Source organism: Acinetobacter sp. MB5 (genome assembly GCF_003261585.1).
Lineage (GTDB): Bacteria > Pseudomonadota > Gammaproteobacteria > Pseudomonadales > Moraxellaceae > Acinetobacter.
Window position 1 is genome coordinate 219705 of sequence record NZ_POVU01000002.1, and the last position, 12238, is coordinate 231942.

Here is a 12238-nt window from a genome sequence, read left to right on the forward strand (position 1 = left end):
TATTACACTAACACAATTTATTTTGAGAAGGAATTTCCCTACATATATAAACAGAAACCAAAAACTTATCTTTTACTTATTATTTTGCGGAACTAGAAATCATGTCGGCTAATCTCTTTCCTTTTGCGAACGATGCATTATCTCCTAACCAATTGCCTGAATCAGTTAAGGCCTTATTAAAACGCGCATATATCAACCGCTACCCGAAGCGCATGAGCATCGTTGAGGTAGGTAGCGAATCAAAATCTCTATATTTAATATTAAAAGGTTCTGTTTCTATTTTACTTAAAGAAGATGATGACCGAGAAATTGTTGTTGCTTATTTAAATGCAGGTGATTTCTTTGGCGAAATGGGGCTATTTGAAGCTGAGCCTCTACGCACCGCGGAAGTTCGTACTCGCGAAGTCTGTGAAATTGCAGAAATCTCTTATGAAAACTTTATTGAACTGAGCAAACAATACCCTGACTTAAGTTATGCTATTTTTGCACAGCTTGCACGTCGCCTTAAAAACACGACACGTAAAATGACTGATTTGGCATTTATTGATGTGACAGGTCGTATTGCACGTTGTCTGATTGAACTTGCCAATCAGCCTGAAGCGATGCTACTGCCAAATGGTCGTCAAATCCGCATTACACGTCAGGAAATTGGACGCATTGTCGGATGTTCTCGTGAAATGGTTGGCCGCGTCCTTAAATCTCTTGAAGATCAAGGGATGATCCAAACAGAAGGTAAAGCTATTCTGATTTACGATAGTGCACTAGAAAATTCTGAACAATCCTCCCATTCTATATAAAGAAAAGGATGTTAAAGCAAATCTTCGGATTTGCTTTTTTATTGAGCCCAATAATCACAATTAGAGGTATTTTCATGAAATTCAATCCCCTTGCCCATACAGGTATCCAGCTTCCCGAAATTTGCTTAGGCACCATGACTTTTGGTGAGCAAAATACCCAAGCCGAAGCTTTTGAACAGCTCAATTATGCGCTTGATCAAGGGTTGTATTTTTGGGATACCGCAGAAATGTATCCAGTGCCGCCAAAACCAGAAACACAAGGCGCAACAGAACAGATTATTGGCAATTGGATTGGACAACATGGGAAACGCGACCAACTATTTCTTGCGTCAAAAATTGCTGGGCCAAGCTTTGGTGGCAGCTCAATTCGCCAAGGCCTAACCCGCTTTAACCAAAAAGATATTCAACAAGCTTTAGATGGCTCACTCAAGCGCTTACAAACAGATTATATTGACCTCTATCAGTTGCACTGGCCAGAACGTCATACTAACTTCTTTGGACATTTAGGCTTTGGCAATCAGCTTGCAGCCCAACATGAACATGATTTCACAGCGCTTGAGGACACTCTAGGTGCCTTGCATCAGGAAATTCAAAAAGGCCGTATTCGTTTTATTGGTTTGTCGAATGAAACCCCTTGGGGTACCATGAAATTTCTGCACTTGGCAGAGAAAATGAATCTCAGCAAATTTGTTACTGTACAAAACCCATATAGCTTATTGAATCGAACCTATGAAGTGGGTATGTCTGAAATTGCCAAATATGAAGGTGTAGGTTTACTTGCTTATTCTCCACTTGCCTTTGGTATGCTCACAGGAAAATACCGTCATGGTGCCAAACCTGCAAATGGCCGTATTACCTTATTCTCACGCTTTAGCCGTTACACTAACCCAGAGTGTGAATGGGCGACCGAACAATATGCACAAATCGCAGAAAAACATGGTTTAACGCTAACCCAACTCGCACTTGCATTTATCAAGCAACAGTTTTTTGTGACCAGTACCATTATTGGTGCAACCTCTATGTCACAACTCAAAGAAAATATTGCTGCGTTTGATCTCGAACTCAATGAAGAAATTTTGCTGGAGATTGAGGCAATTCATAAACAGCAACCGAACCCTGCACCATAAAATAAACTTGTCTTAATAAAAAAGGATGCTTCTGCATCCTTTTTTAGTTTTATAGCACTCTTATCGACGGCTATTATATACAGCCATTGCAGCAGGCAAGTTCTTATGCATCGCATCAATACGTTGTGAATTTGAAGGGTGCGTCGACATAAATGCTGGGCCGCCTGTACCTTCTAACTTATTCATTTTTTCCCACAATGTAATCGCTGCTTGTGGATTATAGCCTGCTTTAGCCATCAGCATTAAACCACCATAATCGGCACGACTTTCTAAGTTACGAGAATAGGGTAAACCAACGCCCACCTGACTCCCTAGATCAATTGCTGCAGATCCCATACCACCTGCGGTATCACCAACATAAGCTTTGCCGACATTCACAGCCAGATTAGTCAACACTTGTGCACCCAGTTTATTTTTAGAGTGCTCTTCTAATGCGTGGGTCATTTCATGCCCCATCACTGCTGCAATTTCAGCATCAGTCAAGTTAAGTTTATTGACGATTCCCGTGTAAAACACCACTTTGCCGCCTGGCGCAACATAAGCATTAATCTCATCGGATTTTAAAACTGCAAGTTGCCACTGGAAAGCCTGCCCTGTTTGGTTGGCCTGATTGGCATACGGTTCCATTCGTAACAGTACTGCATTAATCCGTTTATACGTACTTGAAGATGTATCTAACTGACCTTTTTGCTGTGCTTCAGTTCTCATTTTTGAAAAGCTAGAAGCCGCATTTGCATTTAAAGTCGCTGAATCTGCACCGCTCATGTCTGCGATTGTGGTACATCCAGAAAAACTGACGATTGTGATTAACCCTAAGCTCAAAATGAGTTTATTGTTCATTTTAAGAAAACTCCGATTTTAAAATTTTTATACTCAATTATCTGAATATTGAAACATTATATGGGATGCACCTAATTGGCAGAATATTAGCTTCTCAAATAAAATATTATATTTATGTAAACTCAAATTATTTTAAACATAAATAGAATCCAAAATAGTAAGCAGCTTACATTCAGCAAAAAATACGTTGTAGATAGCGGTTTGATTTTTTCTTCTAATTCAATACTACGTCGCTTAATCAATAAAAAGGTATTTTGTATCAGGACAATCGGCACAAAAACACAAACTAGCACCACACTGAGTCCAATGAAGGCAGACATTAAAAGCTGCTGATTTTGGGTCTGTTGTGAAGCAATTAACATCGCAAGCGTTGGCGCACCACCCAAAGCAAATAAAAATGAGTAAAAAATCGTTTTAGAAATATTCGGTTGTAACTGCATTGGCATCCCTATCCAATTGATACGGTTTTATTGGAGTGTTATACAGAATGATCACTAGATAAAGTAAACTTTGGTCGAGCCAAAAATAAACGGTATAAAAAAACCGCGACTCTAGATCGCGGTTTTTAGTCAACATCTATGCATTATGCAGAGAATGGATGACGTAAAACAATTGTTTCTGCACGGTCTGGACCCGTTGAAATGATGTCGATTGGGCATTCAATTAACTGCTCGATACGTTTGATATAAGCAACCGCATTTGCAGGAAGCTGTTCGAAGCTTGTAGCGCCTACAGTTGACTCAGACCAACCTGGAAGTGTTTCATAAATTGGTTTTAAAGTTTCGTATGCAAGAGCATCAGAAGAACCAACACAACCAGAATCTGCTGCTTCATAGCCCACACAGATCTTCACTTCTTCCAAGCCATCTAGAACGTCAAGCTTCGTCAAGCAAATACCAGAAAGCGAGTTCACATCGACTGAACGGCGTAGGATTTCAGCATCGAACCAGCCACAACGACGTTGACGACCAGTTGAAGCACCAAATTCATGACCTACAGTACCCAAATGTTTACCGATTGCATCGCCTTCATCTGCAGCTGCATTGTAAACAAGTTCTGTTGGGAATGGACCTGCACCCACACGTGTTGTGTAAGCTTTGGTAATACCCAAAACATAGTCTAAATGTAATGGACCAAGACCTGAACCTGAGCTTACGCCGCCAGCAGTTGTATTTGAAGACGTTACATACGGATATGTACCATGGTCAACATCAAGAAGTGAGCCTTGAGCACCTTCAAACATGATGTTTTGACCATTTTTACGGTAGTTATGCAATTCAGTTGTTACGTCCATGACTAATGGAGCAACCACTTCACGCCATTGATCACAAAGTGCAAGCACATCTTCAAGATTAACTGCTTCTACACCGTAGAATTGAGTAAGCTGGAAGTTATGGTATTCAAGTACTTCTGTTAGAAGTGCTGTTAAATGCTCACCACCACGAACCAAGTCAGCAACACGGACAGCACGACGAGCAACTTTATCTTCGTATGCAGGACCGATACCACGACCTGTTGTACCGATTTTCGCATTACCACGTTTTTTCTCACGTGCTTGGTCTAATGCAATATGGTTTGGAAGAATCAGTGGACAGTTTGGAGAAATACGTAGACGTTCTTTAACAGGCACGCCTTCTTTTTCCAAAATGCTCATTTCTTCAATCAATGCAGCAGGCGAAAGCACAACACCGTTGCCAATTAAGCACAATACGTTTTCACGTAAAATACCTGATGGAATGAGGTGCAATACAGTTTTTTTACCACCAACGACAAGTGTATGTCCTGCATTGTGTCCGCCTTGATAACGAACGACCGCAGCCGCTTGATCTGTGAGCAGGTCAACGATTTTACCTTTACCTTCGTCGCCCCATTGGGTACCGAGTACCACAACATTCTTGCCCATAATAGCCTCATTACATCATGCTGTTAAAATTGAAAACTGAATCAAGTGACATGAACACCTGATTGAGCGATTAAATTTTCTCGATGGTCCACTGACCTGCAACCTGCACCAACTGGTGAGTTGCGTATGGCACCGAGTTTAAATCATCATTACCCAACAATTGAATTACACTTAAGCCTTGTGCTCGAGCCTGTCCAATTGCTTCTACCAAATCTGCATCAATCCCTTTCGGTGCAACCACAGTGGTCACCTGCTGAAACTGACCTGCACATAGTGCATACAAGTCACAACTAAAACCAGTTGCAGGACGCGCACGACCGAAGTGCTCACCAATTCCGTCATAACGTCCACCTTGAGCCAGTGGTGCAGCACGGTTTGGTGCATAAACTGCATACATTAAACCTGTATGATAATGATACGAACGTAACTCAACGACATCGATACCAATATTCAGGTTTTTCCAGCGTGCACGAATTTGTGCATGCGTGGTAATGACAGCTTCTAGTGCCTGTTTAAACGCTACATCAGCCAAGATTGCAGGGCTTAAATTCGCTTGCAATGCATCTAAATCACTTGAATAACGTCCAAGTGCATAAAAATCTGAGCCAAAGCTGATTGACTGGGTAAATTCTGCCAACTCAGGCAGTGCTTTACGCTGATAAAGATCAGACAAATGTCGTTCTGTTTCTTTATTCAATCCAGCGAGTTTCACCAAACTACGGAATAATCCAACATGCCCTAAATCTAGATGCACGCTTTCAATCAGTCCAGCAGTTTCGATCAAACTCAACATGACATCAACCATTTCTACATCGGCATCGATACTGTCATGTCCAAACAATTCTGCACCTAGCTGTAAAGGTGCGCGGGAGGTATTAAACCCTTGTGGTTTTGTATGTAATACCGTACCTGCGTAGCAATAACGCGCTACACCTTGAACTGGACGCACATGCGCATCGATACGTGCCACTTGTGGTGTCATATCGGCACGAACACCCAGTAATCGACCAGAAAGCTGATCAATCACTTTAAATGTGGCTAAGTCTAAATCTTGATTCGATTCGGAAAGGGAAGATAAAGATTCGATGTATTCGATAAATGGCGTGTACACCAGCTGATAACCACGCGATGCGAGGAAATCTAATGCTTTACGACGCAAAGCTTCTACGACTTGCGCTTGTTCCGGTAATACATCAGCTACACCATCAGGTAATAACCATGTCTCTGAAATGGGCATGTTGTAAACCTAAATTTTGTCTGCGCGGAAATGATCCGCATAAAAAAATCGGGAACACACCCGATTTCTCCTAGTCTAGCACGTAAGATACACACATGCACTGAGATTTTTATCTTTTGATTATTTTAATCACACTGTGTGACTCAAATATTTCTGTGTCGTTTCAATTTTTGCAAACATTTGAAAAGATGACAAATATGCAGTTTGCACATCATCAGCAATCACCGTTCGCCCTGCATATTGTAAATCTTTTGTCGCCGTTGCATCGGCAATTACAATCGGCTGATAACCATATTCAGCCGCAGCACGCGAGGTCGCATCAACACACATATGGGTCATCATACCTGTAACGATCACCTGTTCAACCCCCAATTGATCCAAGATTTCTTTTAAATCCGTCTGAAAAAAGCTATTTGGAAACTGTTTTTCGACAATGATGGATGCTGAATTGATTGCCAAATCCTTATGCAATTTGACGCCTTGAGTGCCCGCAACAAAAAATGGGGCTTCAGGAGAAGCTGCAATATGTTGAATATAAATAATCGGCGCTTGTGCCTGATGAAATGCTTTTTCTAAACGCTGAATATTTTCCAAGGCGTGTTCAGGCGCAAAAAGTGCCATTTTACCTGTTGGGAAATAATCATTTTGAACATCAATCACCAATAATGCAGTCTTTTTCACATTCATTTCCTCAATCTGTTGAATCTACCTGTAGATTAAGGAAATGCGCTAGCGAAACGCAGATCAGCATGAAAGAATGTATGACTCATTTCTTTCATCTTGAAAATTATCAGGCTTTCACATGTCTTTAGATCCAATTGACACCAAAATCTTGACCATTTTAAAAAATGACTCTCGCCTGTCACATAAAGAAATTGGAGAAATGGTACACCGAACAGGACAAGCCGTTGGGCAACGCATAGCCAAAATGCAAGATGAAGGTTTGATTCAAAAATACAGTATTGTGATTCAACACCATGCGACCCAGTTTATCCGTGTGATGATGCAAAATAATCGATTTGCTGAATTTGAAGCTTTTACTCAGCAATTTGAACAGATTGAAAGCTGTTTTAAAGTTTCAGGCTCAGCGTGTTATATGCTAGTTGCACATTTCGACCATTCAGCACTCAATCATTTTATTGAACAGCTTTCAGACTGGGGGCAGTATTCTGTGGATAGCGTTGTCCGTCAAATCGAGTAAATTTAGTAAATCAGTAATACTACTATTCTCTAGACCATTCATCTTTCAGAATTGATCAGCAATTTATCCATATTCATCACAAAATTATATAACTTTAAAATCATTTCACATTTGGTGTTTTCAATTTATGAAACTAGCTGACAAGTGATGTTGCAATCTAATTTAGAAAAAACCTATCCTTGCTTGGTAATAAATACAGGTAACTTTGATGCAAAAAAAACAATATATTCTCTATTTAATTCTAGGCTTTAGCCATAATGTTTTTTCACAGAGTACTGATCAAATTTGGAAAAATGATAAACTTGTTTATACACAGATTTTTCAACGTGAATATACACAAAAACATTTGAATACTCATCCATCACAGCGTGTAACTAATATTTTTGTTCAATTAGATTTTATTCCTAAAGAGGCTAAACGAGCACGTAAAGATTTAGGAGCAGATTTTGATGATGATCGTGATAAAATATTAATGTCTATTTATTTGAAATATTTAGATCGTAGTAATTGGTATCAACAAGAAGCTATCTGTAGCCAAATTAAAAATAAGGATGATTATATCTGCCATGCAAATATCACTGATGGAGGTAATTTTCTATTACATTTCAATTCAAAAAACCAAATATTGATGGATTTTAGTGAAGAACAAAATATTCCATTAGAAGAATGTGTTAAAGGTGCTTGGGAAGATTCACAAGGGAAAGTGAGTAGTTTGACCAATAGAAATGGTAGTGGTGAGAAATTAATTTTATATAAAATTAATAATATTTCACTTGATCAAAAAATATCTAAGAATTGTTTTGATTTTTAAAGATAATGAACCTTTCAATACCCCTGAACAAGATCAAGGAATTAAAAGCAGTATTTATACATGGTGGCATGCTGACCTATCTGAAGATATTCAGGTAGGCTTTTTAAACCGAGAATAATTTCATCAATGCTTGAAGACTATGCCCCCTTCAAGCATCAATCTACAGATCATCATTTAACTTAATAAATCGGCAACTCAGTCGTTAATTTCACTTTTTGTAAGGGAATCTCGGTTTTCACATTTTGAATGCCCGTAATTTTATTTAAACGCTGAATCTGAAATTGACGATAAGCCTCTAAATCTGAGACCACAATTCTCAAGAAAAAATCACAATCTCCCGCCATGAGCTGACATTCAACCACTTCAGGCAAATCACTAATCGCTTCAACAAAATGGTTTACCGTATAAGCTGACTGCTCTTTTAACCAGATACGGGCGAAAACTGTTAAACCCAAATTGACTTTGGCTGGATCAATCAACGCTACATATTTCTCAATCACACCATCATCTTCAAGCTGCTTCACACGTCGCAAACACGGAGAAGCCGATAAGCCAACGCGCTGTGCCAACTCGTTGTTTTGCAACTTTCCATCATGCTGCAAGGCTTGCAAAATTCGTCTATCAATTTGATCCATAATTTTCTCAGCATTTAAATTCTAAATTTTATTATTTAATTAGCATAATATACCAAAATAGATAAAATCAACGCTAATTTTAGCGCCAAATGCTGCCAGCATTGCCATAAACTATTTTTCTGATTTTATGATCACCCAATTAGGTATATGGACATGTTGACGCTTAAAAATACTGCACAAAGCTTGAATGATTCGAGTGAATTTGTTGACTTTAAACGTGGCTTGAAAGCGTCAATTCCGATCCTGATTGGCATGGTTCCCTTTGCAATGGTTCTCGGTACACAAGCCACTCAAAAGGGCTTTAGCTTACTGGAAATCCCATTACTCACAGGTTTGAATTTCGCGGGAGGTTCAGAGTTTGCTATTTTGGAAATGTGGACCAATCCACCGCAAATTTTCATGCTAATGTTTGTCACCCTTCTAGTGAACAGCCGTCATCTACTGATGGGGGCGAGCCTTGTTCCTTATCTAAAGCATTTACCCAATAAAAAAGTCTTACCTGCTTTATTTTTCATGTGCGATGAAAGTTGGGCGATGGGAATGGCCAATGCTCAGCAAAACTCACAATACCAACTCAGCCAACGATTCAATATGGCATTTTACTCAGGAATCTGTTTTGCCTTATATGCCATGTGGATTTCCTGTACAGCACTTGGTGGCGCAGTTGGCCCTGTCATTGGAGACATTACGCGCTGGGGCTTTGATATGGCATTCCCTGCGGTGTTTTTAGTGCTCATTCGTGGCATGTGGCAAGGCGTTGCAGCAGCTCGACCATGGTTAGTCAGTTTAATTGCAGCCGTCATCGCTTATCTGTATTTGCCAGAAGGCTGGTATGTGCCAATTGGTGCAATTTTCGGGATTGCTTCAGCATTCTTTTTTGTAGGAGATGGTGCAGAATGATTCATGGTATGACGTTATTAGCCATCATTTGTGTCGCATTAACCACTTATTCCACACGTGTTCTAGGCTACATCTTACTTAAAAACAGAACTTTGAGTGCTCGTCAAAAACGGATTTTGGAAGTTGTTCCAGGCTGCGTACTGATTTCGGTCATTGCCCCTTATTTTGTCCGAGACAATATTGTAGATGTGATCGCCATGGCAATCACACTACTTGCAGCATCGCGTTTTTCACTGCTACCAACCGTTATTGTGAGCATGCTCTCTGCTGCAGCACTACGTATGGTTTTGTTATAGTGATTAGAATAAAAACCGCCTACTCACTTTTGAGTAGGCTGGATTGCTTTACTAATAACATGCACCATGTCGATATGCTGTTGCTCTAACTGCTGTAACTTAGCATTGGTATGATCTAGTGCTTCTTGTTGCACATGCATCTTCTTTGCTAGATCCTGCATAATTTCCAATGTCTTTTTCAGGTGATCTTCTAAATGGGTCACCTGCTGTTTCAAATGATGATTTTCAGAAAGTCCTGTTAAATCCTGACGCTGATTTTTAACATACATCCATCCCAAAACCGCAACCACAATCGTCAATAGACTGGTTAATCCCCAAAGCCAAATCAGCATCATTGCATTATCCTATTATTGTTCAGTAAATGACTCGCACAAATCCAATAAGCGATTTGCATAACCCCATTCATTATCATACCATGCAAATACTTTTGCCTGACGTCCAACCACCATAGTCTGAGTAAAATCAACAATTAATGACTCTGGTGAATGATTAAAATCGCTCGACACCAAGACCTCGTCGGTGACTGACATAATCTCAGCATAATATGTATCGGCAGCATGTTTTAAGACATTGTGAAGCTGCTCAATGCTCACAGCTTTTTGAGCGACAAAACTTAAATCTATCGCAGCCACATTAATGGTCGGTACACGAATTGAATAACCATCAATTCGATCGGCCATTTTCGGCATAACCCGTTTTAACGCACCTAAAGCACTCGATGTTGTTGGAATAATATTGTGCCCTGCTGCGCGTGCACGGCGCAAATCTCGGTGAGCGTGATCCAGTACCGACTGATCGGCTGTCACCGCATGAATTTCGGTCATCAACGCAGTTTCAATACCAAAATGATCATCCAAAATTTTGACTAACGGCACTAAAGCCTGAGTGGTACAGGAAACACTCGAAATAATTTGATCGCTGACTTTGACATCCAGATGGTTCACCCCATACACCACTGCAATATCAACACTATCAAACGGTGCAGCCCCAATAATCACGCGCTTCGCACCTGCGTTTAAATGTCGAGTTGCTGCCTCACGGGAACGGAATAAACCTGTACACTCCAGTACAACATCAATATTGAGTTGATCCCATGGTAATTGTTCTGGCTGTGAACCACGGAAGACCTGAATTTTTAAGGATTGTCCTGCGCTCTGTACAGCTAAAAAGCTATCACCCTGCTCAGTGACAATTTCCGCTTTCCCTTTAAAACGTCCATGTGTTGAATCGTATTTGAACAAATGCAGTAAGGTTTCGACATCGGCAATATCATTGATCGCAACAATATCGAAATGAAATTGTTTTGGATTTTCAAACCATGCCCGAATGACATTGCGCCCTATTCGCCCAAATCCGTTAATTGCGATTCGTTGCATGATCTTAATTTCCTAATAACCCCAAATTGAGTCCGTTATCTTAAAACATTCAAGATGGTGATGATAGCTGAACAATCCATTTTTCAAATATAATTCAAAAACAATTAGCTACATACCCATAAAAACAATGAAAAAAATTTTCCTGTGTTGCTCCCTTCTGCTTTTATGTCATTTGAGCTTTGCAGCAGAAGCTTATTCACTCTGCTCTCAAAGCCAGCAAACCCAGCTACTCCAGAAATACCACCTCAAACAAAGTCAATATTCAGAAGATAATGACAATTATATCAGTTGCTTAAACCTTGATTCAAAACAGCAAAAAGTTGCTTTGGCAATTAGTCGCTTAACTTCTACTCCACCACATAACGAAGATGATGTCCCAGAAACTTTTAATTTAACGCTTTACCTGATTGATCCCGCATTATCACAACCAATGAGTCACACAGTGATCGAAAAAAATATTGAATCTGATGCTCTCGAGTTTACAGGCATTGAATTTGATACCCATCGTTTTTCTAACTTAACAAACCAAGATGTACTTGGTATCAGGTTATCTCACAGTGTATATGGAGGAATCAAAGCTCAAGAAGATCGTTTATTACTGCTTCAGTTAGAACATAAGCAAAAAATTCGAAAAATTTTAGATCTTATGACAAATGATTCATCTGGAATACAAATTGGCTGTGGAGGCGTATTTTCAGCAGTTGATCGAATTTTGATTTTAAATCCACAAACACATTTCGGTTTACAAGACATTCGTATTCAGACAACCAAAACGATCAACACAGTGGATATAGAAAGTTGTCAATCACAAAAACAAATCATCAAAAAACGCTATAAAATCCAATTTAATGGCACATATTATGTGATTCCAGATGATGGATTGGTGCATGAAGCACTCTAGATATTTAATTTTGCACCATTAAGATAAAATATATTAAAAATCAATTTTTTATCTTAAAAAACACAAACCACTCTTTTATTTTCGGTTTGAGTAGAGCAATTTCTTTAAAATCAGGAAAAATGCTTACAATTTAATCACCGAAAGCATATAACAAACATAGACTTATTTTCATAGATTTGTCGTGATTTATAGCTAAAATCGTTGGTCATACCCT

General features: G+C 39.5%; 15 protein-coding genes. 7 read left to right on the forward strand and 8 right to left on the reverse strand.

Annotation, left to right across the window (positions count from 1 at the left end; genetic code table 11):
* Positions 1-101: 101 nt before the first annotated feature.
* Both crp and C1A47_RS03655 read left to right on the forward strand, forming a co-directional pair.
* Positions 102-797 (forward strand): cAMP-activated global transcriptional regulator CRP, encoded by a 696-nt coding sequence (gene crp / locus C1A47_RS03650; protein WP_111892535.1) that lies wholly within the window; start codon positions 102-104, stop codon positions 795-797.
* A 74-nt stretch (positions 798-871) separates the two neighbouring features.
* Positions 872-1924, forward strand: a complete 1053-nt coding sequence (locus C1A47_RS03655; protein ID WP_111892537.1) for an NADP(H)-dependent aldo-keto reductase — start codon at positions 872-874, stop codon at positions 1922-1924.
* Positions 1925-1984: 60 nt separating this feature from the next.
* Here the strand turns inward: C1A47_RS03655 and C1A47_RS03660 are convergent, their stop codons facing one another.
* The 5 genes from C1A47_RS03660 to C1A47_RS03680 all read right to left on the reverse strand — a co-directional run bounded on the left by C1A47_RS03660 (position 1985) and on the right by C1A47_RS03680 (position 6591).
* Positions 1985-2764 carry a M48 family metallopeptidase gene (locus C1A47_RS03660; protein WP_111892539.1) on the reverse strand — a complete coding sequence of 260 codons (780 nt, stop codon included), beginning with the start codon at positions 2762-2764 and terminating at the stop codon, positions 1985-1987.
* Positions 2765-2886: 122 nt separating this feature from the next.
* Positions 2887-3204 (reverse strand): hypothetical protein, encoded by a 318-nt coding sequence (locus C1A47_RS03665; RefSeq protein ID WP_111893075.1) that lies wholly within the window; start codon positions 3202-3204, stop codon positions 2887-2889.
* Between the two features lie 143 nt (positions 3205-3347).
* Positions 3348-4667 (reverse strand): adenylosuccinate synthase, encoded by a 1320-nt coding sequence (locus C1A47_RS03670; protein WP_111892541.1) that lies wholly within the window; start codon positions 4665-4667, stop codon positions 3348-3350.
* Between the two features lie 70 nt (positions 4668-4737).
* Positions 4738-5904 (reverse strand): ATP phosphoribosyltransferase regulatory subunit, encoded by a 1167-nt coding sequence (locus C1A47_RS03675; RefSeq protein WP_111892543.1) that lies wholly within the window; start codon positions 5902-5904, stop codon positions 4738-4740.
* A 129-nt stretch (positions 5905-6033) separates the two neighbouring features.
* Positions 6034-6591 carry an isochorismatase family protein gene (locus C1A47_RS03680; RefSeq protein ID WP_171294324.1) on the reverse strand — a complete coding sequence of 186 codons (558 nt, stop codon included), beginning with the start codon at positions 6589-6591 and terminating at the stop codon, positions 6034-6036.
* 115 nt (positions 6592-6706) lie between these two features.
* Here C1A47_RS03680 and C1A47_RS03685 point away from each other — a divergent pair, with 115 nt between their 5' ends.
* Together C1A47_RS03685 and C1A47_RS03690 are read left to right on the forward strand one after the other, a co-directional pair.
* Positions 6707-7105, forward strand: a complete 399-nt coding sequence (locus C1A47_RS03685; protein ID WP_111892545.1) for an Lrp/AsnC family transcriptional regulator — start codon at positions 6707-6709, stop codon at positions 7103-7105.
* A 208-nt stretch (positions 7106-7313) separates the two neighbouring features.
* On the forward strand, positions 7314-7916 hold the full coding sequence (locus C1A47_RS03690; RefSeq protein ID WP_111892547.1) for a hypothetical protein: 603 nt from the start codon (positions 7314-7316) through the stop codon (positions 7914-7916).
* A gap of 179 nt (positions 7917-8095) precedes the next feature.
* Here C1A47_RS03690 and C1A47_RS03695 read toward each other — a convergent pair whose 3' ends face one another.
* Positions 8096-8551, reverse strand: a complete 456-nt coding sequence (locus C1A47_RS03695) for an Lrp/AsnC family transcriptional regulator (protein ID WP_111892549.1) — start codon at positions 8549-8551, stop codon at positions 8096-8098.
* A 153-nt stretch (positions 8552-8704) separates the two neighbouring features.
* Here C1A47_RS03695 and C1A47_RS03700 point away from each other — a divergent pair, with 153 nt between their 5' ends.
* Both C1A47_RS03700 and C1A47_RS03705 read left to right on the forward strand, forming a co-directional pair.
* Positions 8705-9451, forward strand: a complete 747-nt coding sequence (locus C1A47_RS03700) for an AzlC family ABC transporter permease (protein WP_111892551.1) — start codon at positions 8705-8707, stop codon at positions 9449-9451.
* On the forward strand, positions 9448-9747 hold the full coding sequence (locus C1A47_RS03705) for an AzlD family protein (RefSeq protein ID WP_111892553.1): 300 nt from the start codon (positions 9448-9450) through the stop codon (positions 9745-9747). The genes C1A47_RS03700 and C1A47_RS03705 overlap by 4 nt, the downstream gene beginning before the upstream one ends.
* A gap of 23 nt (positions 9748-9770) precedes the next feature.
* On the opposite strand, the gene C1A47_RS03710 is transcribed toward C1A47_RS03705, so the two are convergent.
* Together C1A47_RS03710 and C1A47_RS03715 are read right to left on the reverse strand one after the other, a co-directional pair.
* A complete protein-coding gene (locus C1A47_RS03710) occupies positions 9771-10082 on the reverse strand; it encodes a hypothetical protein (RefSeq protein WP_111892555.1) in 312 nt (103 codons plus the stop codon).
* A gap of 12 nt (positions 10083-10094) precedes the next feature.
* Positions 10095-11123: a type I glyceraldehyde-3-phosphate dehydrogenase gene (locus C1A47_RS03715; RefSeq protein ID WP_111892557.1), complete on the reverse strand. Its 1029-nt coding sequence runs from the start codon at positions 11121-11123 to the stop codon at positions 10095-10097.
* Between the two features lie 127 nt (positions 11124-11250).
* On the opposite strand from C1A47_RS03715, the gene C1A47_RS03720 reads away from it, so the two are divergent.
* A complete protein-coding gene (locus tag C1A47_RS03720; protein WP_111892559.1) occupies positions 11251-12024 on the forward strand; it encodes a hypothetical protein in 774 nt (257 codons plus the stop codon).
* Positions 12025-12238 lie beyond the last annotated feature (214 nt).

Excerpts from the sequence above, each read along its gene's own strand:
- crp (WP_111892535.1), top strand. The coding sequence starts at position 102 with ATGTCGGCTAATCTCTTTCCTTTTGCGAACGATGCATTATCTCCTAAC.
- C1A47_RS03655 (WP_111892537.1), top strand. The coding sequence starts at position 872 with ATGAAATTCAATCCCCTTGCCCATACAGGTATCCAGCTTCCCGAAATT.
- C1A47_RS03660 (WP_111892539.1), bottom strand. The coding sequence starts at position 2,764 with ATGAACAATAAACTCATTTTGAGCTTAGGGTTAATCACAATCGTCAGT.
- C1A47_RS03665 (WP_111893075.1), bottom strand. The coding sequence starts at position 3,204 with ATGCAGTTACAACCGAATATTTCTAAAACGATTTTTTACTCATTTTTA.
- C1A47_RS03670 (WP_111892541.1), bottom strand. The coding sequence starts at position 4,667 with ATGGGCAAGAATGTTGTGGTACTCGGTACCCAATGGGGCGACGAAGGT.
- C1A47_RS03675 (WP_111892543.1), bottom strand. The coding sequence starts at position 5,904 with ATGCCCATTTCAGAGACATGGTTATTACCTGATGGTGTAGCTGATGTA.
- C1A47_RS03680 (WP_171294324.1), bottom strand. The coding sequence starts at position 6,591 with ATGAATGTGAAAAAGACTGCATTATTGGTGATTGATGTTCAAAATGAT.
- C1A47_RS03685 (WP_111892545.1), top strand. The coding sequence starts at position 6,707 with ATGTCTTTAGATCCAATTGACACCAAAATCTTGACCATTTTAAAAAAT.
- C1A47_RS03690 (WP_111892547.1), top strand. The coding sequence starts at position 7,314 with ATGCAAAAAAAACAATATATTCTCTATTTAATTCTAGGCTTTAGCCAT.
- C1A47_RS03695 (WP_111892549.1), bottom strand. The coding sequence starts at position 8,551 with ATGGATCAAATTGATAGACGAATTTTGCAAGCCTTGCAGCATGATGGA.
- C1A47_RS03700 (WP_111892551.1), top strand. The coding sequence starts at position 8,705 with ATGTTGACGCTTAAAAATACTGCACAAAGCTTGAATGATTCGAGTGAA.
- C1A47_RS03705 (WP_111892553.1), top strand. The coding sequence starts at position 9,448 with ATGATTCATGGTATGACGTTATTAGCCATCATTTGTGTCGCATTAACC.
- C1A47_RS03710 (WP_111892555.1), bottom strand. The coding sequence starts at position 10,082 with ATGATGCTGATTTGGCTTTGGGGATTAACCAGTCTATTGACGATTGTG.
- C1A47_RS03715 (WP_111892557.1), bottom strand. The coding sequence starts at position 11,123 with ATGCAACGAATCGCAATTAACGGATTTGGGCGAATAGGGCGCAATGTC.
- C1A47_RS03720 (WP_111892559.1), top strand. The coding sequence starts at position 11,251 with ATGAAAAAAATTTTCCTGTGTTGCTCCCTTCTGCTTTTATGTCATTTG.